This window comes from Paraburkholderia aspalathi, assembly GCF_905220735.1.
Taxonomy (GTDB): domain Bacteria; phylum Pseudomonadota; class Gammaproteobacteria; order Burkholderiales; family Burkholderiaceae; genus Paraburkholderia; species Paraburkholderia aspalathi.
The window spans coordinates 91,320-108,749 of record NZ_CAJNBA010000003.1 but is presented as its reverse complement, the minus strand read 5'-3'; the positions used below and the strand labels follow the sequence as shown (position 1 = coordinate 108,749).

At 62.5% G+C, this 17,430-nt stretch carries 17 protein-coding genes; 5 read left to right on the top strand and 12 right to left on the bottom strand.

Annotation, left to right across the window (positions count from 1 at the left end; translation table 11 throughout):
- Window positions 1-143: 143 nt before the first annotated feature.
- The 4 genes from KHO30_RS19310 to KHO30_RS19295 form a co-directional block, all read right to left on the bottom strand.
- Entirely contained in the window at window positions 144-581 is a 438-nt protein-coding gene (locus tag KHO30_RS19310) for an ExbD/TolR family protein (protein WP_211701898.1), read from the bottom strand.
- Between the two features lie 36 nt (window positions 582-617).
- Window positions 618-1,334 (bottom strand): MotA/TolQ/ExbB proton channel family protein, encoded by a 717-nt coding sequence (locus KHO30_RS19305; RefSeq protein ID WP_093635444.1) that lies wholly within the window; start codon window positions 1,332-1,334, stop codon window positions 618-620.
- Window positions 1,335-1,400: 66 nt separating this feature from the next.
- Window positions 1,401-2,198, bottom strand: a complete 798-nt coding sequence (gene dapB, locus KHO30_RS19300) for a 4-hydroxy-tetrahydrodipicolinate reductase (protein WP_093635442.1) — start codon at window positions 2,196-2,198, stop codon at window positions 1,401-1,403.
- A gap of 172 nt (window positions 2,199-2,370) precedes the next feature.
- Entirely contained in the window at window positions 2,371-3,216 is an 846-nt protein-coding gene (locus KHO30_RS19295) for an outer membrane protein assembly factor BamE (protein WP_093635440.1), read from the bottom strand.
- A 158-nt stretch (window positions 3,217-3,374) separates the two neighbouring features.
- On the opposite strand from KHO30_RS19295, the gene fur reads away from it, so the two are divergent.
- Window positions 3,375-3,803, top strand: coding sequence for a ferric iron uptake transcriptional regulator (fur, locus tag KHO30_RS19290; RefSeq protein WP_012434340.1), 429 nt, complete (start codon window positions 3,375-3,377; stop codon window positions 3,801-3,803).
- 118 nt (window positions 3,804-3,921) lie between these two features.
- Here fur and KHO30_RS19285 read toward each other — a convergent pair whose 3' ends face one another.
- From KHO30_RS19285 to KHO30_RS19275, 3 genes are all read right to left on the bottom strand, one after another.
- Window positions 3,922-4,434 (bottom strand): ureidoglycolate lyase, encoded by a 513-nt coding sequence (locus KHO30_RS19285; RefSeq protein WP_211701897.1) that lies wholly within the window; start codon window positions 4,432-4,434, stop codon window positions 3,922-3,924.
- Window positions 4,435-4,447: 13 nt separating this feature from the next.
- On the bottom strand, window positions 4,448-5,458 hold the full coding sequence (gene alc / locus KHO30_RS19280) for an allantoicase (RefSeq protein ID WP_211701896.1): 1,011 nt from the start codon (window positions 5,456-5,458) through the stop codon (window positions 4,448-4,450).
- 133 nt (window positions 5,459-5,591) lie between these two features.
- Complete coding sequence (locus KHO30_RS19275; RefSeq protein WP_200621383.1) at window positions 5,592-6,920, bottom strand: C4-dicarboxylate transporter DctA; 1,329 nt, start codon at window positions 6,918-6,920, stop codon at window positions 5,592-5,594.
- Window positions 6,921-7,148: 228 nt separating this feature from the next.
- Here KHO30_RS19275 and KHO30_RS19270 point away from each other — a divergent pair, with 228 nt between their 5' ends.
- Complete coding sequence (locus KHO30_RS19270; RefSeq protein ID WP_211701895.1) at window positions 7,149-7,841, top strand: FadR/GntR family transcriptional regulator; 693 nt, start codon at window positions 7,149-7,151, stop codon at window positions 7,839-7,841.
- A 101-nt stretch (window positions 7,842-7,942) separates the two neighbouring features.
- Here the strand turns inward: KHO30_RS19270 and gap are convergent, their stop codons facing one another.
- Window positions 7,943-8,953 carry a type I glyceraldehyde-3-phosphate dehydrogenase gene (gap, locus tag KHO30_RS19265; RefSeq protein ID WP_063497349.1) on the bottom strand — a complete coding sequence of 337 codons (1,011 nt, stop codon included), beginning with the start codon at window positions 8,951-8,953 and terminating at the stop codon, window positions 7,943-7,945.
- Window positions 8,954-9,048: 95 nt separating this feature from the next.
- Window positions 9,049-11,070, bottom strand: a complete 2,022-nt coding sequence (tkt, locus tag KHO30_RS19260; protein ID WP_093635429.1) for a transketolase — start codon at window positions 11,068-11,070, stop codon at window positions 9,049-9,051.
- Between the two features lie 291 nt (window positions 11,071-11,361).
- Between tkt and speE the strand changes: the two genes are divergently transcribed.
- The 3 genes from speE (at window position 11,362) to KHO30_RS19245 (ending at window position 13,527) form a co-directional block, all read left to right on the top strand.
- Complete coding sequence (speE, locus tag KHO30_RS19255) at window positions 11,362-12,240, top strand: polyamine aminopropyltransferase (protein ID WP_211701894.1); 879 nt, start codon at window positions 11,362-11,364, stop codon at window positions 12,238-12,240.
- Window positions 12,241-12,353: 113 nt separating this feature from the next.
- Entirely contained in the window at window positions 12,354-12,767 is a 414-nt protein-coding gene (locus tag KHO30_RS19250) for a VOC family protein (protein WP_054034519.1), read from the top strand.
- 19 nt (window positions 12,768-12,786) lie between these two features.
- On the top strand, window positions 12,787-13,527 hold the full coding sequence (locus tag KHO30_RS19245) for a 16S rRNA (uracil(1498)-N(3))-methyltransferase (RefSeq protein WP_093635425.1): 741 nt from the start codon (window positions 12,787-12,789) through the stop codon (window positions 13,525-13,527).
- A gap of 90 nt (window positions 13,528-13,617) precedes the next feature.
- Here the strand turns inward: KHO30_RS19245 and KHO30_RS19240 are convergent, their stop codons facing one another.
- The 3 genes from KHO30_RS19240 to KHO30_RS19230 all read right to left on the bottom strand — a co-directional run bounded on the left by KHO30_RS19240 (window position 13,618) and on the right by KHO30_RS19230 (window position 17,368).
- Window positions 13,618-14,178 carry a barstar family protein gene (locus KHO30_RS19240; protein WP_093635748.1) on the bottom strand — a complete coding sequence of 187 codons (561 nt, stop codon included), beginning with the start codon at window positions 14,176-14,178 and terminating at the stop codon, window positions 13,618-13,620.
- A gap of 16 nt (window positions 14,179-14,194) precedes the next feature.
- The gene (locus KHO30_RS19235) at window positions 14,195-14,611 is read right to left on the bottom strand and encodes a ribonuclease (RefSeq protein ID WP_093635423.1); all 417 of its coding nucleotides are present in this window, start codon (window positions 14,609-14,611) and stop codon (window positions 14,195-14,197) included.
- 417 nt (window positions 14,612-15,028) lie between these two features.
- Complete coding sequence (locus tag KHO30_RS19230; RefSeq protein WP_093635421.1) at window positions 15,029-17,368, bottom strand: NADP-dependent malic enzyme; 2,340 nt, start codon at window positions 17,366-17,368, stop codon at window positions 15,029-15,031.
- Window positions 17,369-17,430 lie beyond the last annotated feature (62 nt).

Genomic DNA, 17,430 nt, shown 5'->3' with positions numbered 1-17,430 from the left:
GTGCTCTGCTGGATGAAATGGCATCGTTTCCCCTTCTGCAGGGGAAAGGGCTGATTATACCGTTCGCGGACGGGTGCGCCGCGTGGCATGGCGCGCGGGTTCGACGGGGTTGCGCCTGAGCGGGCGCGGTGCCGCTGGCGCCGCTACTGCGCCGCGCCCGGCGGCGGCGGGTCCGTCACGAAACCGATCCGCTCGAGCCCGGCCTGCTGCGCTGCGCCCATCACCTGTGCGATCACCTCGTAGCGCGTCGAGCGCTCGGCGCTCAGATGGATTTCCGGCTGGTCGGCCTGCGCGGCTTTGCCCGCTGCCATGAATTGCGCGCGCATCTGCTGCAGCGTAATGACGGTGCCGTTCCAGTACAGCTTGCCGGCGGCATCGATTGAAAGAGAAATGGTTTGCGGCGTCTGCCGCGCGGGCGCGGCCGCGACTTTGGGCAAATCGAGCCGGATCGCGTGCGTGAATAAAGGCGCGGTAATGATAAAAATCACCAGCAGCACGAGCATCACGTCGATCAACGGTGTCATGTTGATCTCGGCCATCGGCGCGGCCGCCTGCTTTTTCTCGAGTCCGCCGAATGCCATGTCGCCTCCTTGAGTCTTCCAGTCGCGGCGGTGCGCCTAGTGCGTCCCGGCGTGGGCTTGCTGAGGCTGCGGGTGGGGCCGGGGCTGATCCGCCGGCGCGCACACATAGGCGTGAAGATCGTGCGCGAAGCCGTCGAGTTCCTCCGACAACTGCCGCACCATCCGCCCGAGCACGTTATAGGCGAGCACCGCCGGGATCGCCACCACGAGGCCGAAAGCCGTCATGATCAGCGCCTCGCCGACCGGTCCGGCGACATTTTCGATCTGCGCCTGACCGCTCGCCGCGATGCTGCCGAGCGCGTGATAGATGCCCCAAACCGTGCCAAGCAGGCCGACGAACGGCGCCGTGCTGCCCACCGAGGCCAGCAGCACCTGGCCGAACTCGAGCCGCCGCTGCGACGCGTTGAGGGCCTGACGCAGCGCTCTCAACACCCGCTCGCCACGTTCGACGCGGGCAAGCAGCACGCCAGGAATGTCCACTTCGGCGGCATGCAGCGCGGCCTCGGCGAGCGGCGTGAAGACGCGTTCACGGTCCGCACGCCTCATTGCGGCGACGCCGTCCGATAGCGTCGACGCCTGCCAGAACTGCGCAATCGCCGGCGTGGCCTGACGTTTGGCGCGGGTGAGTATCCAGCTTTTGACGATCAGAAAGCACCAGCTCGCAATCGACATAGCCAGCAACACGTACGCGACGCCATGCGTGATCGCGTCGCTGGTTTCCAGGTAATGGATGATGCCGCTGCTGCCTGCCATCTGACCTCGCTGTCGAAAAGTGACTACAGGGGGCGTAACGGGACCCTGCACGGGCCCCGTGGATGCTCAGCGCAGGCCGAGCACGTCCTGCATGTCGAAGAAGCCGTTCTTGTGGCCTCCGAGGAAGCGTACAGCACGAAGCGCGCCTTGCGCATATGACAGCCGGCTCGCCGATTTGTGCGTGATTTCGATGCGCTCGCCGATGCCGGCAAACAGCACCGTATGGTCGCCGACGATATCACCACCGCGAATTGCCGAAAAACCGATCGTGGACGGATCGCGTTCGCCGGTCACACCTTCGCGGCTGTAGACCGCGCAGTCGTCGAGATTGCGGCCGAGCGCGTGGGCGATCACTTCGCCCATAGTCAGCGCCGTGCCGGACGGCGCGTCGACCTTGTGGCGGTGATGCGCCTCGATGATTTCGATGTCGTAGCCGGTCGCGAAATGCTTCGCGGCGTATTCGAGCAGCTTTAGTGTGACGTTGACGCCCACGCTCATGTTCGACGAGAACATGATGGCGATCTTGTCTGCCGCGGCGCGCAGTTGCGCTTTCTGTTCGTTGTCGAAACCGGTCGTGCCGATCACCATTTTGACGTTGTGGCGCTGCGCGGCTTCCAGATGCATCAGCGTGCCTTCGGGGCGCGTGAAGTCGATCAGGTAGTCGGATTCCGCGAACACGCGCTCGACGTCGTCCGTCAGCAACACGCCAGTCTGTTTGCCGAGAAACGCACCGGCGTCCTGACCGAGTTGCGGGGAGCCCGCACGGTCGAGCGCGCCGGACAGCGTGGCGTCAGAATCATTGAGGACGGTTTCGATGAGCATCCGGCCCATACGGCCCGATGCGCCAGCAATGGCAATTTTCATGGCTACGAGGGTTCGAAAGGGGTAAAACGCGGCAAAACCCGCCAAACGCGGCGGCCGGCAGCACGCCAGGGCGCCGCACATAAAAGGTACAGCAGAACGACTGACGGGCGTTGCGCACGGTACATTCCGACGCAGCGCCCGTCTTAACCGTCCAAAGAGAAGGACAGCGTGCTTAGCCGCCCGTTCCCGAAGATGCGGACGAAGCGGGAGAAGCTGTCAGCGGCGCGTTCAACGTCGGGCCGCCGTTATTGCTTTGCGGGCCCGTCGGTCCCACCGGATTGTCCTGCGTACCCGGAACCTGCGGCGGCGGCGGACGATGGAACTGGAACTGCGGCTGCCCGGCGGCCGTTGGGCCTTGCGACGGAATACCACCACCATTGGCGGTCGGCGCGGTAGAGCGTACCGACGACTGCGTATTGCCAGTCGGCGACTGCACTGCATTGGTCAGGCGATTGGCGGCTTGCGCGGCTTCGGCGTTGGCGTCCGTGGACGGCACGACCACAGCGGCGGCGCCATCGACCGACGGCGAGCGCGTGGTGTCCACAGCAGCCGGCGCAGTAGCCACCGGCGCGCTGGCGCCAGTCGCAGCGCTTGCCACGTTCGGCACCGCGGCCTTTTTCTTACCGAGCTTGTCGCCGTCGATTTCCGCCAGCAACTCGAGGTTGGAAGGCAGATCTTCGCCGCCCGTCCAGCTGGCGACGCGGTCGCCCGCGAACAGGATCACGAAGTCGCGCTGCTGCACGACGTTAGTCGAGCCGCGCTTGAAATAGAACACGTAGTCCCAGCGGTCCGCGTGGAACATGTCGGTCAACAGCGGCGTGCCGAGCAACTGCTTCACCTGCGCGCGCGACATGCCGACCTGCATCTGCGCAGCCGCTTCTTTCGAGACGAAATTGCCTTGCACCACCGTAATACGGTACGGGGTAATGCTTTGGGCAACGCGCTGCGTCAAGCTGTCGTAGGTGGAACATCCGGCAAGAACCGCGACAGTCGCAACAGCGATCAAGGTACCCCGCATGCGGCTCCCCCGGTAGATCAATTGAGATTTTGAAATCATTTCACTCACCGTGCGGGCCCGCTGACGAGCCGCGCGAGTTTCATTCCATCGAAGATGACCAGAACGGCAAAAACACATTACTATGAGAGCCCAGCATTGTACTCTAGGGATCCCTTGTCATGACCAATCCAACCGATCTCAAGAATATCGGGCTCAAGGCGACCCTTCCGCGCCTCAAAATCCTTGAGATTTTCCAGCATAGCCCAGTGCGCCATCTGACTGCAGAAGACGTGTACCGCAATCTGCTGCACGAAGAGCTCGATATCGGTCTCGCAACCGTGTATCGGGTGCTGACGCAGTTCGAGCAGGCAGGCCTGCTGTCGCGCAGCAATTTCGAATCGGGCAAAGCCGTGTTCGAGCTGAACGAAGGGTCGCATCACGACCACCTCGTTTGCCTCGACTGCGGGCTCGTCGAAGAGTTTTTCGACTCCGAAATCGAAAGCCGCCAGCAATCCATCGCGAAGGAACGCGGCTTCAAGCTGCAGGAACACGCGCTGGCGCTGTACGGCGCGTGTACCAAGGAGAATTGCCCTCATCGCAAGCATTGAGGTTGAATGCTTGAGATGCCGGCCGCGCCGGGGGTGCGCGGTCCGGTGGGCAACAGAAAAACCCGGTCGATGAAAAATCGACCGGGTTTTTTTACGTGTGAGGCGCTGCGATTCCAGCCTATTCCGCCAACTCGACACTCGCTTCGAACAGCAGTCGCCACGGCTCGGCCAACGACAATTCATCGCAGTTGGGCTGCTCGCCGCCACGATCCACCACCACGAAATCGCTCACCTGATCGAGCGCCAGCAGCGGATGGTGCCAAACACCTTTCGCATAATTTACGCCCTGCCAGCCGTTGCTCCAGAACGCTCGCATCCGCGCCGGATCGAGCTCGCCCGCCGGCGCGACGACCACCAGATAGCGCCGTGCCGTTAAGGGAATGAAAGCCTGACTGCCCAGCGGATGCCGCTCCATCATCGTGATTTCGATCGGCAGCGCGCGCGGCTGCGCCCGAAACAGGTTGATCAGCGGCCGCCCGCCGTGCTCCGTCACGTCGACGTTTGCGAGGTCGTGATAGCGCTCGGTCGTGCCGCCGTTGATCGGGAAATGGCGCGCGCCATCCAGTTCGATGACGTCGCCGAACGGCGCAAAGGCCGCGCGCGTCAGGCGTTCCACATGCAAGGTTTTCATCGACGCAACTCCGTTAGGCGATCTCGCCCCACAAGCGCAGACGCGATACGCCGCCGTCCGGAAAGATATTGAAACGAACATGCGTCACCGGGCCGAGCGAGGCGATGTCGTCCGCGAACGTGTGCACGTGGTCCATCTGCAGTTTCTGTTCGCCGAGCAACACCGGCCAGAACATCGCCTGCGTGACCAGCGAATCGTCCGTGCCGCCCGCGACCGAAGCCGCCTGCAGCGAACAGCGATCAGGGTAATTGCCCTTGAAGTGCGCCGTATCGACTTCGATCTTGCGAATCACACCGGGGCGTGCGAACGCGACGATCGCCCAGTCGTTGCCCGGTTCGCGACGGCGTCGCGTTTCCCAGCCGTCGCCCATATTGACGCCGCGACCCGGCATCAGCATCTGCGAGGCAGGCCCGAAATGCTGGTTGTTCGCGGCGACCAGGTACGCGCCATTTTCGATCGCGGCCAGATCCAGCAGCGTGCCGCGCTCGACACGCTCCCAGTCGCGCTTCGGCTGGCCATACACGCGCAAACGCGCGAGACCGCCGTCCGGATACAGATTCACGCGCAGATGGGTGAAGGCGCGGGTGTCGTTCACTTCGACGTAGTGGTGATGGTTGCCCTGCAGCGTGGTGGCCGGCACGAGCGTTTGCCAGTCGGCGTTGTCGGGCGGAACGTCGCCGTCCACGTAGCAGGCATCGATCGACGCGGCCGGCGGAAAGTTGCCGGTGAAGTGGCTCGTGTCCAGATCGACGCCGTAGACGACGCCCGGCCGCGCGAGCCGGATCACGCAATAGTCGTGGCCGGTGGTGCGCTTACGGCGCGTTTCCCAGCCATCCATCCATTTGCCGTGTTCGTCGTACTTGCCGGGGATGAACACTGCCGGTTGCGGCTCGAGCATACGTTCTTTCGGGGCGAAGAATTCGTCGCTCGCGTGGAGCGCCTGCGCACCCAGACGCGGGTCGGCGAGGTTCATGTAGCGACGGGTGAAAGCGGGAGCGTTGGGGTCGAGGATCGGATTGGCCATAGTCTCAGTCAGGCAACGAAAAGTAAGGGAAAGCCAGCGGAGTCAGCCCATCCGCCGGGGTAGAACGCGCGCTGCGTTGGCGCGCTGATGAGTAGCGATAGATCAGGCCAAAGGGCGGCCTAATCCCACTCGGTCACACGGCCGGTACATGTTCGCCGGCGGCCTGCTCGACGGCTGAGTCTTCGCCCGCAGGCACATAGCGCAGCGCTGCGTCGCGGTTTAACACACGATGGGCGCGCGCCCGGTCGATATCGTTTTCCCACACGGCGACCACCACCGTCGCGACGCAATTGCCGATCAGGTTGGTCAACGCACGGGCAATGCCGACGAACCAGTCGACCGGCAAAATCAGCACGAGGCCGAGGACGGGGATCGCCGGAATTGCGGACAGCGTCGCGGCCAGAATCACGATGGCCGAGCCGGGAATGCCGTGCGCGCCCTTCGACGTCACCAGCGACACCAGCACCACCACGATCAGGTCATGGATCGACAACGGCGTGTTGGTAGCCTGCGCGATGAAAATCACCGCAAGCGTCAGATAGATGGAGAAGCCGTCCAGATTGAAGGAGTAACCGGTCGGAATGACTAGCCCGACGGTCGAATCCTTGACGCCCATCCATTCGAGCTTGCGCATGATCTGCGGCAGCACGGCATCTGAAGAGGCGGTACCCAGCACGATCGAAAGCTCCTCGCGCAGATAGCGGATCAGCTTGAAGATGCTGAAGCCGGCCAGACGCATCACCACGCCCAGCACGACCGCGACGAACACGAAGCAGCTCGCGTAGAACACCAGCACCAGCATGCCGAGTTGCTTGAGCGACTCCACGCCATAGGTGCCGGTCGTGAAGGCAATAGCGCCGAGCACGCCGAGCGGCGCGAGCTTGATGATGAAGCCCATCACGCGGAAGAACACCTGCGAAAGCTCGTCGATCAGGCTGCTGACGCGCTGCGCCTTATTGCCCAGCAACGACAGCGCCGAGCCGAACAGCACCGAAAACACGAGGATTTGCAGGATATCGCCGGTCGCGAACGCATTGATCGCCGTGTCGGGGATGATCTTCAGCAGGAAGCCGGCCGTGTCCTTGAGGCTTTTCGCGTGCTCGGTATAGGTCGACAGCGAAGCGGGATCAAGCGAATGCAGATTGATGTTCATGCCGACGCCAGGCCGCGTTGCGTAGGCCAGCACCGCGCCGATCACCAGCGCAATCGTCGTCATGACCTCGAAATAGATCACCGCTTTCAGCCCGACGCGGCCGACTTTGCGCAGATCGCCGGCATGCGCCATGCCGCTCACCACCACGCAGAAGACGATCGGGCCGATCACCATCTTGATCAGCTTGAGAAAGCCGTCGCCAAGCGGGCGCAGCGTTTGGGCGAAATGCGGGAACACGGCGCCGATCACAATGCCCGCCACCAGCGCTATGACGACCCGGCCAAACAGTGAATTGAAGAACTTCAACACGGCTTCCTCCTGATTAGGATTCACATCTGTTCAGACTGGTCCGACCAGTGCTGTTATGGCGAATAGTAGGAAGCCGATATACTGGCGTCAAGGATTCATTAAATAGCGTTTACCCGCTGTCTTCTGAGCATTTCCTGGCCTGATTGCACGTCTCAGACAGCTATCCGTACGAGCGTTCAGAACGCGTATTACAATGCTGGTCAGACCGCGCACCCAAAGTGAGCCACGATGAAAAACGTTCCGCATACCGTCACCGATGCCGCCATCGCGACCATCCGCGAACGGATCGAAGCGGGCGTCTATCCGGTGGGCAGTTTGCTGCCGGCGCAACGTCAGCTCTCCGAGGAACTGGCGATCAGCCGCGCCTCACTGCGCGAGGCGCTCTCGACGCTTGAGGCGCTCGGTCTGCTGATGATCCGCCCCGGTAAGGGCGTGTATGTGGAACGCTCGCAGGCCGCGGCCGCGCAACCGTGGCGCTTCGCGGAGCAGTCGTCGCTGCCGGATACCTACCAGATGCGTTTCGCACTGGAAGGCTTTATCGCGCGCATGGCGGCGCTGGCCGTCAGCGATTCCGACCTCGCCTGGTTCGAAGACAACATCGCGGCCATGCAGACGGCGCTCGCCTGCGACGAACTCGACGAAGCCGCCCGCCTCGACTACGACTTCCATATGCGCATCGTGAGCATTGCCGGCAACGCGGCGATCGAGTCGATTCTGAGCAGTGCCGCGGACATCATGAAGGAAAGCCAGCGGATGCCGTTTTATCGGCGCGAACTGGTGCTGTCCACGTACACCGAACATCGGGCGATTCTCGATGCGCTTAAGGCGCGGGATTCTGCGGCGGCCGGCAAGGCGATCGAAACGCACATCTCGAACGCCGCGCAGCGCGCCGGCGTTTATTTCCCGATTCCGATGACATAAAAACGCAGACGTAAAAAAGCCGCTCCGAAGAGCGGCTTTTTTTACGTTACCCCGCCACCGACCCAAGGCCGGCAGCAAAGGCACACGAAGCTAGAACAAGCTTACTTCGCGTTGGCCAGCGCCACGGCCGTGTCCAGCATGCGGTTCGAGAAGCCCCACTCGTTGTCGTACCAGCTCGACACCTTCACCAGACGGCCCGACACCTTGGTCAGCGTTGCGTCGAACGTCGACGAAGCCGGGTTGTGGTTGAAGTCGATCGAGACCAGCGGTGCGTCGTTGTAACCGAGAATGCCCTTCAGCGAGCCTTCCGACGCTTCCTTCATGATCGCGTTGACTTCTTCGACCGTCGTGTCGCGTGCAGCGATGAACGACAGGTCGACGACCGACACGTTGATCGTCGGGACGCGAATCGCGTAGCCGTCCAGCTTGCCGTTCAGTTCCGGCAGCACGAGACCCACTGCCGATGCGGCACCGGTCTTGGTCGGGATCTGGCTGTGCGTGGCCGAACGCGCGCGGCGCAGGTCTTCGTGATACACGTCCGTCAGAACCTGGTCGTTCGTGTAAGCGTGGATCGTGGTCATCAGACCGTTCACGAGGCCAATCTTGTCGTTCAGCGGCTTGACGAGCGGTGCCAGGCAGTTAGTCGTGCACGATGCGTTCGAGATCACCGTGTCCGATGCCTTCAGCACGTTGTGGTTCACACCGTAGACGATCGTTGCGTCGACGTCCTTACCGCCCGGCGCCGAGATGATGACCTTCTTTGCGCCGCCCTTGATGTGCGCGCTGGCCTTTTCCTTGGTCGTGAAAAAGCCCGTGCACTCCATCACGACGTCGACGTTCAGCTCGCCCCACGGCAGTTCTGCCGGGTTGCGGTTAGCCAGCACGCGGATCTTGTCGCCGTTGACGACCAGGTAGTCGCCGTCCACCGACACTTCGCCCGGGAACTTGCCGTGCGCCGTGTCGTATTGCGTCAGGTGAGCGTTGGTCTTGGCATCGCCAAGATCGTTGATGGCGACGATTTCGATATCGTGCTTCTTGCCGTTTTCATAGAAGGCGCGCAGCGTGTTGCGGCCGATCCGGCCGTAGCCGTTGATTGCGACGCGAATCGTCATGATCTATCTCCTGATGGCTGAAAAAAATCTTCCATGTTCGTCTGCCCTTGCGGCGCAACCGCGCGTGGGGTGCACGCGGCTGCGCTTACCGAAGGTCAGCCGAGTGCGGCTTTGGCCGTCTCTACCACGTTCTCGACGGTGAAGCCGAAATGCTTGAACAGCACGCCAGCCGGGGCCGATTCGCCGAACGTGTCGATGCCGACCACGCCGCCTTCCAGACCCACGTACTTGCGCCAGAAATCTGTCACGCCCGCTTCGATCGCGACGCGGCGCACGCCCTTCGGCAGCACGCGTTCACGGTACTCGGCGTCCTGCTTGTCGAACACGGTGGTCGACGGCATCGACACGACGCGTGCCGCGATGCCTTCGCGAGCCAGCGGCTCAACTGCGTTCAACGCCAGTTCGATTTCCGACCCGGTGGCGATCAGGATGACCTTGCGCGCGACGATCTCGTCGTTCCAGTCGCGCAGCACGTAACCGCCCTTTTCGATGTTGGCGATCTGCGCGTCAGTACGCTCCGAGAACGGCAGGTTCTGACGGCTGAAGATCAGGCACGACGGGCCATGATGCTCAACCGCGTGGGTCCAGGCCACCGCCGTTTCGACCGTATCGGCCGGGCGCCACACTTGCAGATTCGGGATCAGACGCAGGCTTGCGACGTGTTCGATCGACTGGTGGGTCGGGCCATCTTCGCCCAGACCGATCGAGTCGTGCGTGAACACGAAGATCGACGGCGACTTCATCAGCGCGGCGACGCGCAGTGCGTTGCGGCTGTAGTCCGAGAACGTCAGGAACGTGCCGCCGAAGGCCTTGAAGCCGCCATGCAGCGCGATACCGTTGATCGCGGCGCTCATACCGAATTCGCGCACGCCGTAGTTCACGTAATTGCCGGCAGCCTGGCCTTCGGCGTTCACACGCACCGGCTTGGCGGCCTTCCAGTTGGTGAGGTTCGAGCCGGTCAGGTCAGCGGAGCCACCGAGCAGTTCCGGCAATGCAGCCGACAAACCTTCGATAGCCTGTTGCGATGCCTTACGCGTCGCGATGGTTTCCTTGCGTTCGTTCGCGCCGGCGATGATCGCCTTGGCCTTTTCCTTCCAGTCCGCGGGCAATTGCTTCGCGTCGCGGCGCTTGAATTCAGCGGCTTCCTGCGGGTATTTGGCTGCGTATGCTGCAAACGCCTTGTCCCACTCGGATTCGTTGCGTGCGCCGGCTTCCGTTGCGTCCCACGCTGCGTAGACTTCCTGCGGGATCACGAACGGCTCCCACTTCCAGCCGATCGCTTCGCGCGTGGCCGCGATTTCCTTGTCGCCGAGCGGCGAGCCGTGCGAATCGTGGCTGCCCGACTTGGTCGGCGCGCCTTCGCCGATCACGGTCTTGCAGCAGATCAGCGTCGGCTTGTCCGACAGTTTGGCCTGCTTGATTGCCGCATCCACCGCGTCGACGTCATGGCCGACCACGTTCGGGATCACGTTCCAGCCGTACGCTTCGAAGCGCTTCGGCGTGTCGTCGTGGAACCAGTGAACCACTTCGCCGTCGATCGAGATGCCGTTGTCGTCGTAGAACGCGATCAGCTTGTTCAGCTTCAGCACACCAGCGAGCGAGCAGGCTTCGTGCGAGATGCCTTCCATCAGGCAGCCGTCGCCGACGAACACGTACGTGTGGTGGTCGACGATCGTCGCGTCAGCCTTATTGAATTCGGTGGCAAGCAGCGATTCGGCGAGCGCCATGCCGACTGCGTTGGCCAGACCCTGGCCGAGCGGGCCGGTGGTCGTTTCGACGCCCGGCGTGATGCCGTATTCCGGGTGACCCGGCGTCTTTGAATGCATTTGACGGAAGTTTTTCAGCTCTTCCATCGGCAGGTCGTAGCCGGTCAGATGCAGCAGCGAGTACAGCAGCATCGAGCCGTGGCCGTTCGACAGCACGAAACGGTCGCGATCGGCCCATTGCGGGTTCTTCGGGTTGTGACGCAGATGGCGCGACCACAAAGCCACACCGATTTCGGCCATGCCCATCGGCATGCCGGGGTGGCCGGAATTCGCTTTTTGAACGGCGTCCATGGACAACGCGCGGATTGCGTTGGCCATCAGGGAAGTGTGTGCGGGAGACGGGGTCGTCATGTCGAGTCCGGAGACAGAGTCAGAAGGCGGTGCGCGCTTGAGGCCCGGATGCTCGAATGCCAGTCCACTTCGGCGCACGGTGCGGCGCCAGGAGACGCGAAACGGGCAGAGCAAACGGACAAGGCTGAAAGCGTGACATTCTAACAGAACGTTGACCGGCCCCCCTCGCGCAAAGCCGCCTGGCGGCCTGGTTTCAGGCTGGTTCCGCACGCGGGCCGGGCCCGCGCCACGCCTGCGCCTTTACAATTGAGCGACACCAACCCACCGCGCTCCCATCGGAGCCCGCCATCCGTGAGCGCTCCCCTGCTGTTCCACCCCACCGCCGACGCCGTCTACGGATTTCCGAACGCGCGCCGGCTTGCGCGCGTCGATTCGCCCTACCAGCGGATCGAGGTGTGGGACACGCCGCAGTTGGGCCGCCTGTTTACGCTCGACGGCCGCCCGATGACCTCCACCGGTGACGAATTCATCTACCACGAATGCATGGTGCATCCGGCCGCGCTGGCGCATCCATCGCCGAAAGCAGCGCTGGTGCTCGGTGGCGGCGATGGTGGTGCCGCGCGGCAATTGCTGAAGCACCCGGGCATCGAGCGGATCGTAGTAGCAGAGCTCGATGCCGACGTCGTGCGCCTGACCCGCGAGTATCTGCCAGAAGTGCACGGTGGCGCTTTCGATGATCCGCGGGTCGAACTCGTAATCGGCGATGCCGCGGATTTCGTCGCCGGGGCCGCCACAACCACAACGCCGTTTGATCTCGTCGTCTTCGACCTGACACCGCCGGACTCGCCCGCTTCAGGCCTCTACACGCCCGACTTCTACATGCAGCTCAAGCGCGTCATGAGCCCGACCGCCGCACTCTCGCTGCATCTCGGTTCTCCCTATTTCCACACGGAACGCGTCGCCGGCCTGCTCAACGATTTACGCGACAGCTTCGCCATCGTGCGCACAATGAACACCTTCGTCCCGCTCTATGGCTCGCTCTGGATGATGGCGACCGCCAGCGACACACTCGACCCCGCCGGCCTCACTGCCGAAGCACTCATCGAGCGCCTTGCCGCACGTCAAATCAGCTCCTTGAAACACTACGACCCAGCCCTCTATGCCGGACTGCTCTCGGCATCCCGGTCCGTGCGCGATAAACTAAGTCAATTCTTAAAGCCATCAAGCTAACGCGTGGGCAGAATGCACGGTCGGTTGGCGCGCGCCATCGGTGTATCGATGCGCGACCGCCCGCCTGGCCTCGCAGCATGCACCCCGCAACCCCAAAAGATCCGGAGAACCCCATGACCGCCTCCCGCCCAGCCGGTGTGCCCTGGTTGACCCCCTATCTGACGGTGCGCGACGCACGTGCCGCCACGGCGTTCTTCGAAGCGGCGTTCGGCTTTGAGGTACGTGACAGCGTCCAGGACGATGGTGTCGTCATGCATGTCGAGATGACCTATCAAGGCCAGCTGATCGTGATGTTCGCGCCGGAAGGCGCGTTCGGCTCGGCGGCGAAAACACCCAAAAGCGCGGGCGCGATCGCGCCGCAATCGTTCTATGTCTATGTCGACGATGTCGACGCGGTTTACACGCGGGCGCTGGCCGCCGGCGCAAAATCGCTGAGCGAGCCACAGGATCAATTCTGGGGCGACCGGTTTGCCCAGGTCGAAGATCTGGACGGCTACCGTTGGGCGCTCGCTCGCCACCTTTCCTGAACTAATGAGTATTTTTCTGATGCCTCGCTTCTTCGTCGGTACGCCCCTCAAGCCCGACGACATCATGCCGTTGCCCGATGACGTCACGCGCCACATCCTCGTGCTGCGTTTGCAGCCGGGCGACTCGATCGTGCTTTTCAATGGCGAAGGCGGCGAATACAGCGCCGAACTCGTCGAGGTCGAACGCCGCTCAGCCAAGGTCAGAATTCACGAATTCCGCAATATCGAAGTGGAAGCGCCGTATCACCTCACCCTCGCGCAGGGCATCGCCGGCGGCGACAAGATGGACTGGCTCATCGAGAAGGCCGTCGAACTCGGGGCATCGTGTTTCGTGCCGCTGACCACCACGCGCAGCGTGGTGCGTCTTTCCGGCGAGCGCGCGCAGCGGCGCCACGTTCATTGGCAAGGCATCGTGCGCGCGTCGTGCGAGCAGTGCGGGCGCAATCGCCTGCCGGAAGTGATGCCGGTGCGTGAGATCGCCACGTGGCTCGGTGCGCTGCCTCGCACGCCTGAAGAAGGCGAAATGCGCATTCTGCTGTCGCCGCGCGCCAGCATCAGCTTTTCGGCACTGCCCGCTAATCCGCCGTTCGGGCGCGTAACCGTGCTGGTCGGCCCCGAAGGCGGTTTTTCGGCGGCGGAAGAAGCCGCTGCGACTGATCACGGATTTACCGCGGTCGGCCTCGGTCCGCGCGTGTTGCGCACGGAGACCGCCGGCATCGCAGTGCTCTCGGCATTGGCAGCCCGCTGGGGTGCCTGGTAAGCCGCAAGCAAAAACAAAAGCAAAGGCCCGCCAATTGGCGGGCCTTTCTCTTTCTTTTACAACGGTAGGCGGTGCTCAGGCCTACCTTACTTACGCAAACGAATAAAACACCCGGAACGCAACCTTGCGCTCGGCCCAGAACTCGGACGCTTCGCGGAACACGTCCAGTAGCGTCTCGCGCCCTTCCTTGTCGAACTTTTGCGCGACCGGCAACTGCTCAAGCACGATCACGAACCCGGGCTGCGCGCCTGCCTTATGGACCAGATCGGTCAGGCAATCGTAGAGCGCGTCGTAATTCTTGCCGAAATGCTTCGGAAACAGGAACGACGTAGCAATGGTCTCCAGCACTTCCTGTTTGGACTGTGCATTCGCGCAGTACGCGTACAGAAAGTGCTGGCCGAGCTGGTTGGCCTCGTCAGCGAGATCCTGCACGCGAAAGGCGCGGATCGACTGTACGATGTTCGGTCGTACGGTCTTGAAAAGACTCATGGGCTCCTCGTTCGATGAGAGCACAGTGCTGGCTTCGCTCTGGTTATCCCGGCCCTGGTCGCCGGCGCGCATTCGCATGACGCGCTGGAACAAATTGCCGTCGCCGGCCGCGAAAAGATCCGTCGCGACTCCGGAGTCGTGCGCGTAGACGTTGTCGCTCATGCCGTTCATCCCGATGTCATTCAACAATACGATTAAAACTGGTGTAATGGTCGTCCGAGTAATAGCAGTTGTCGGTCCGCTGTAGCGGACCTCCGCAGACGATGCGACGCGCCCCGCGGTTTCGTGAACGAGGCGTGGGAACGGTGTATTCGTGGTAAAAGCCGCGCCGATGCGGCGGTAGCAACCGTTCGCGATTGCCGAATACGATGCCGTCCTTCTCATACGGGTAAGGCCCGCCCGCGGCAATCAAGTTCAATGTATTGACCGCTTCGCGCGGCAACTGCGCCGCCGCGATAGTGCCCTGCACCTGAGCTTGTGTATCGGCAGATGCCGTGTAGTCGCGCGCAAACGCGCCAGGCACGGAGCCCGATACAGCGCAGAGCGTCAAAGCACCGATCAGCACGCCTTTAATGCGCAGCCACTTGCGTGCCATGAATCAAGGTTCCCCGCTGTTAGATCACGAGTTTGACGACCATGAAAGTCGTAAGGGTATCGCTAAAACCCCACAGAATCAACGTTCGCCGGACAGGCAAAAGCTTCCAATCGCGCGGGAAAGAGCCACGGAACGGGCTTTGACGACTTTTGACAGAATATTTAGCTTGTGCAGGCTAAAATTAACCCGACGAAGCAAATGGAGGCAGGCCCAAGCCCACTGGGCGCCCATTGCGCAGCCCATTCCCTCTAATGAAAGCCTTGGGGATCCGCAGTCTCTCGAAGGCGGAATGGTCTCATTCGGCCTTTTTAGGGTGGCTATCCCCTGTTCACCCGCAGGCGTGCCCATTGCGGGCACGCCTTTTTTTTTGCATGGCGCCCAATTCGGCGGCGCCACGCTTCAGCCCCGGATCAAGGATCAGCGGGCCGCGATCACGTCGGCAACCAGCAGCGCCGTCATGTTGACGATGCGGCGCACCGTGGCCGAAGCCGTCAGCACGTGCACCGGCTTGGCTGCGCCGAGCAGCATCGGACCAATCGCGATGTTGTTGCCCGCGGCGGTCTTCAGCAGGTTGTACGAGATGTTGGCCGCGTCGATGTTCGGCAGCACCAGCAGGTTCGCATCGCCTTCGAGCGTCGAGTCGGGCAGCACTTCGCGGCGCAGATTCGCGTCGAGTGCGAGGTCGCCGTGCATTTCGCCGTCCACTTGCAGGTCGGGTGCGCGCTCGCGCAGGATCGCCAGCGTGTCGCGCATTTTCTGCGCGGTCGGCGCATTGCTCGAACCGAAGTTCGAATGCGACACCAGCGCGATCTTCGGTTCGATACCGAAGCGGCGCACTTCCTCGGCTGCCATGATCGTGATCTCTGCCAGTTGTTCCGGCGTCGGATCGACGTTCACGTGCGTGTCGACGAGGAAAATCTGGCGGTTCGGCAACACCAGCGCATTCATCGCCGCATAGACCTTCGCGCCTTGCTTCTTGCCAATGACCTGATCGATGAAGTGCAGGTGGCGATGCGTGGTGGACACCGTGCCGCAGATCATGCCGTCCGCCTCGCCCTTCTCCACCATCATCGCGCCGATCAGCGTGGTGCGGCGGCGCATTTCGAGCTTCGCCATCTGCTCGGTGATGCCCTTGCGGGACATCATCTTGTGATATTCCTGCCAGAAATCGCGGTAACGCTCGTCGTGGTCGGTGTTCACGACCGAGTAGTCCTGACCCGCGATCAGACGCAGACCGTAACGCGCGATGCGCTGTTCGATCACCGCCGGACGGCCGATCAGGATCGGCTTCGCGAGCTTTTCGTCGACGATGATCTGCATCGCGCGCAGAACGCGCTCTTCTTCGCCTTCCGCGAACACAATGCGCTTCTTCTCCGGCTCGACGCCACGCGCCAGCTGGAAAATCGGCTTCATGGTCGTGCCGCTGTGATACACGAACTGCTGCAGATGCTGTTCGTACGCGTCCATGTCTTCGATCGGACGCTCGGCGACGCCCGAATCCATCGCGGCCTTCGCCACCGCCGGCGCGACCTTGACGATCAGGCGCGGGTCGAACGGCTTCGGAATCAGGTATTCCGGACCAAACGAAAGATCCTGGATGCCGTACGCCGTCGCGACGATATCGCTCTGCTCCTGGCGAGCCAGTTCGGCGATCGCATTGACCGCGGCGATCTCCATTTCACGCGTCACCGTCGTGGCGCCCGCATCCAGTGCGCCGCGGAACAGGAACGGGAACACCAGCACGTTGTTCACCTGGTTCGGGTAGTCCGTGCGGCCCGTGCAGAGCACCGCGTCCGGACGCACTTCGAGCGCCAGTTCCGGCAGGATTTCCGGGGTCGGGTTGGCCAGCGCCAGAATCAGCGGCTTGTCGGCCATCTGCTTGACCATGTCCTGCTTCAGTACGCCGCCGGCCGAGAGGCCAAGGAAAATATCCGCGCCGCCGATCGCCTCAGCGAGCGTGCGAGCGTCGGTTTCGCGTGCGAAGCGTTCCTTGTCCGGGTCCATCAGTTCGACGCGGCCCTTGTAGACCACGCCGGCCAGGTCGGTGACGGTAATGTTTTCGAGCGGCAGGCCGATGTCGACCAGCAGATCCAGACAGGCCAGCGCCGCCGCGCCCGCGCCGGACGCCACCAGTTTGACCTTCTTGATGTCCTTGCCGACCACCTTCAAGCCGTTGGTGATGGCCGCCGCGACGACGATGGCCGTACCGTGCTGGTCATCGTGGAAGACCGGAATCTTCATGCGCTTGCGGCATTCGCGCTCGACGATGAAGCAGTCCGGCGCCTTGATGTCTTCGAGGTTGATACCACCGAAGGTCGGCTCCAGCGCGGCGATCACCTCGACCAGCTTGTGCGGATCGGACTCGTTCAGCTCGATATCGAACACGTCGATGCCGGCGAACTTCTTGAACAGGACGGCCTTGCCTTCCATGACCGGCTTCGAGGCGAGCGGCCCGATGTTGCCAAGACCCAGCACCGCGGTGCCGTTCGTGACGACGCCGACCAGGTTGCTGCGCGCGGTGAAACGGGCGGCGTTCAGCGGGTTTTCGACGATTTCCTCACACGCGAACGCGACGCCCGGCGAGTATGCCAACGCGAGGTCGCGCTGGTTGATCATCTGCTTGGTGGGGGCGATCGCGATCTTCCCGGGGGTCGGGAACTCGTGATAATCGAGAGCGGCTTCGCGGAGTTTGCTATTGACGGGAGTCGACATAAGGCGGGCTTCGAAGGGCGGATTAGAATAGATGTTCGACGGCATTGTAGCCCCAATTGCCGGCTCGATTCCTTCAATACGGGTACAACTGCCGCGACTGAAATATA

Excerpts from the sequence above, each read along its gene's own strand:
- KHO30_RS19305 (WP_093635444.1), bottom strand. The coding sequence starts at position 1,334 with ATGGCAGGCAGCAGCGGCATCATCCATTACCTGGAAACCAGCGACGCG.
- KHO30_RS19235 (WP_093635423.1), bottom strand. The coding sequence starts at position 14,611 with ATGGCACGCAAGTGGCTGCGCATTAAAGGCGTGCTGATCGGTGCTTTG.
- KHO30_RS19230 (WP_093635421.1), bottom strand. The coding sequence starts at position 17,368 with ATGCCGTCGAACATCTATTCTAATCCGCCCTTCGAAGCCCGCCTTATG.
- dapB (WP_093635442.1), bottom strand. The coding sequence starts at position 2,198 with ATGAAAATTGCCATTGCTGGCGCATCGGGCCGTATGGGCCGGATGCTC.
- KHO30_RS19240 (WP_093635748.1), bottom strand. The coding sequence starts at position 14,178 with ATGAGCGACAACGTCTACGCGCACGACTCCGGAGTCGCGACGGATCTT.
- gap (WP_063497349.1), bottom strand. The coding sequence starts at position 8,953 with ATGACGATTCGCGTCGCAATCAACGGCTACGGCCGGATCGGCCGCAAC.
- tkt (WP_093635429.1), bottom strand. The coding sequence starts at position 11,070 with ATGACGACCCCGTCTCCCGCACACACTTCCCTGATGGCCAACGCAATC.
- KHO30_RS19310 (WP_211701898.1), bottom strand. The coding sequence starts at position 581 with ATGGCATTCGGCGGACTCGAGAAAAAGCAGGCGGCCGCGCCGATGGCC.
- KHO30_RS19285 (WP_211701897.1), bottom strand. The coding sequence starts at position 4,434 with ATGAAAACCTTGCATGTGGAACGCCTGACGCGCGCGGCCTTTGCGCCG.
- KHO30_RS19245 (WP_093635425.1), top strand. The coding sequence starts at position 12,787 with ATGCCTCGCTTCTTCGTCGGTACGCCCCTCAAGCCCGACGACATCATG.
- KHO30_RS19270 (WP_211701895.1), top strand. The coding sequence starts at position 7,149 with ATGAAAAACGTTCCGCATACCGTCACCGATGCCGCCATCGCGACCATC.
- KHO30_RS19250 (WP_054034519.1), top strand. The coding sequence starts at position 12,354 with ATGACCGCCTCCCGCCCAGCCGGTGTGCCCTGGTTGACCCCCTATCTG.
- fur (WP_012434340.1), top strand. The coding sequence starts at position 3,375 with ATGACCAATCCAACCGATCTCAAGAATATCGGGCTCAAGGCGACCCTT.
- alc (WP_211701896.1), bottom strand. The coding sequence starts at position 5,458 with ATGGCCAATCCGATCCTCGACCCCAACGCTCCCGCTTTCACCCGTCGC.
- KHO30_RS19295 (WP_093635440.1), bottom strand. The coding sequence starts at position 3,216 with ATGCGGGGTACCTTGATCGCTGTTGCGACTGTCGCGGTTCTTGCCGGA.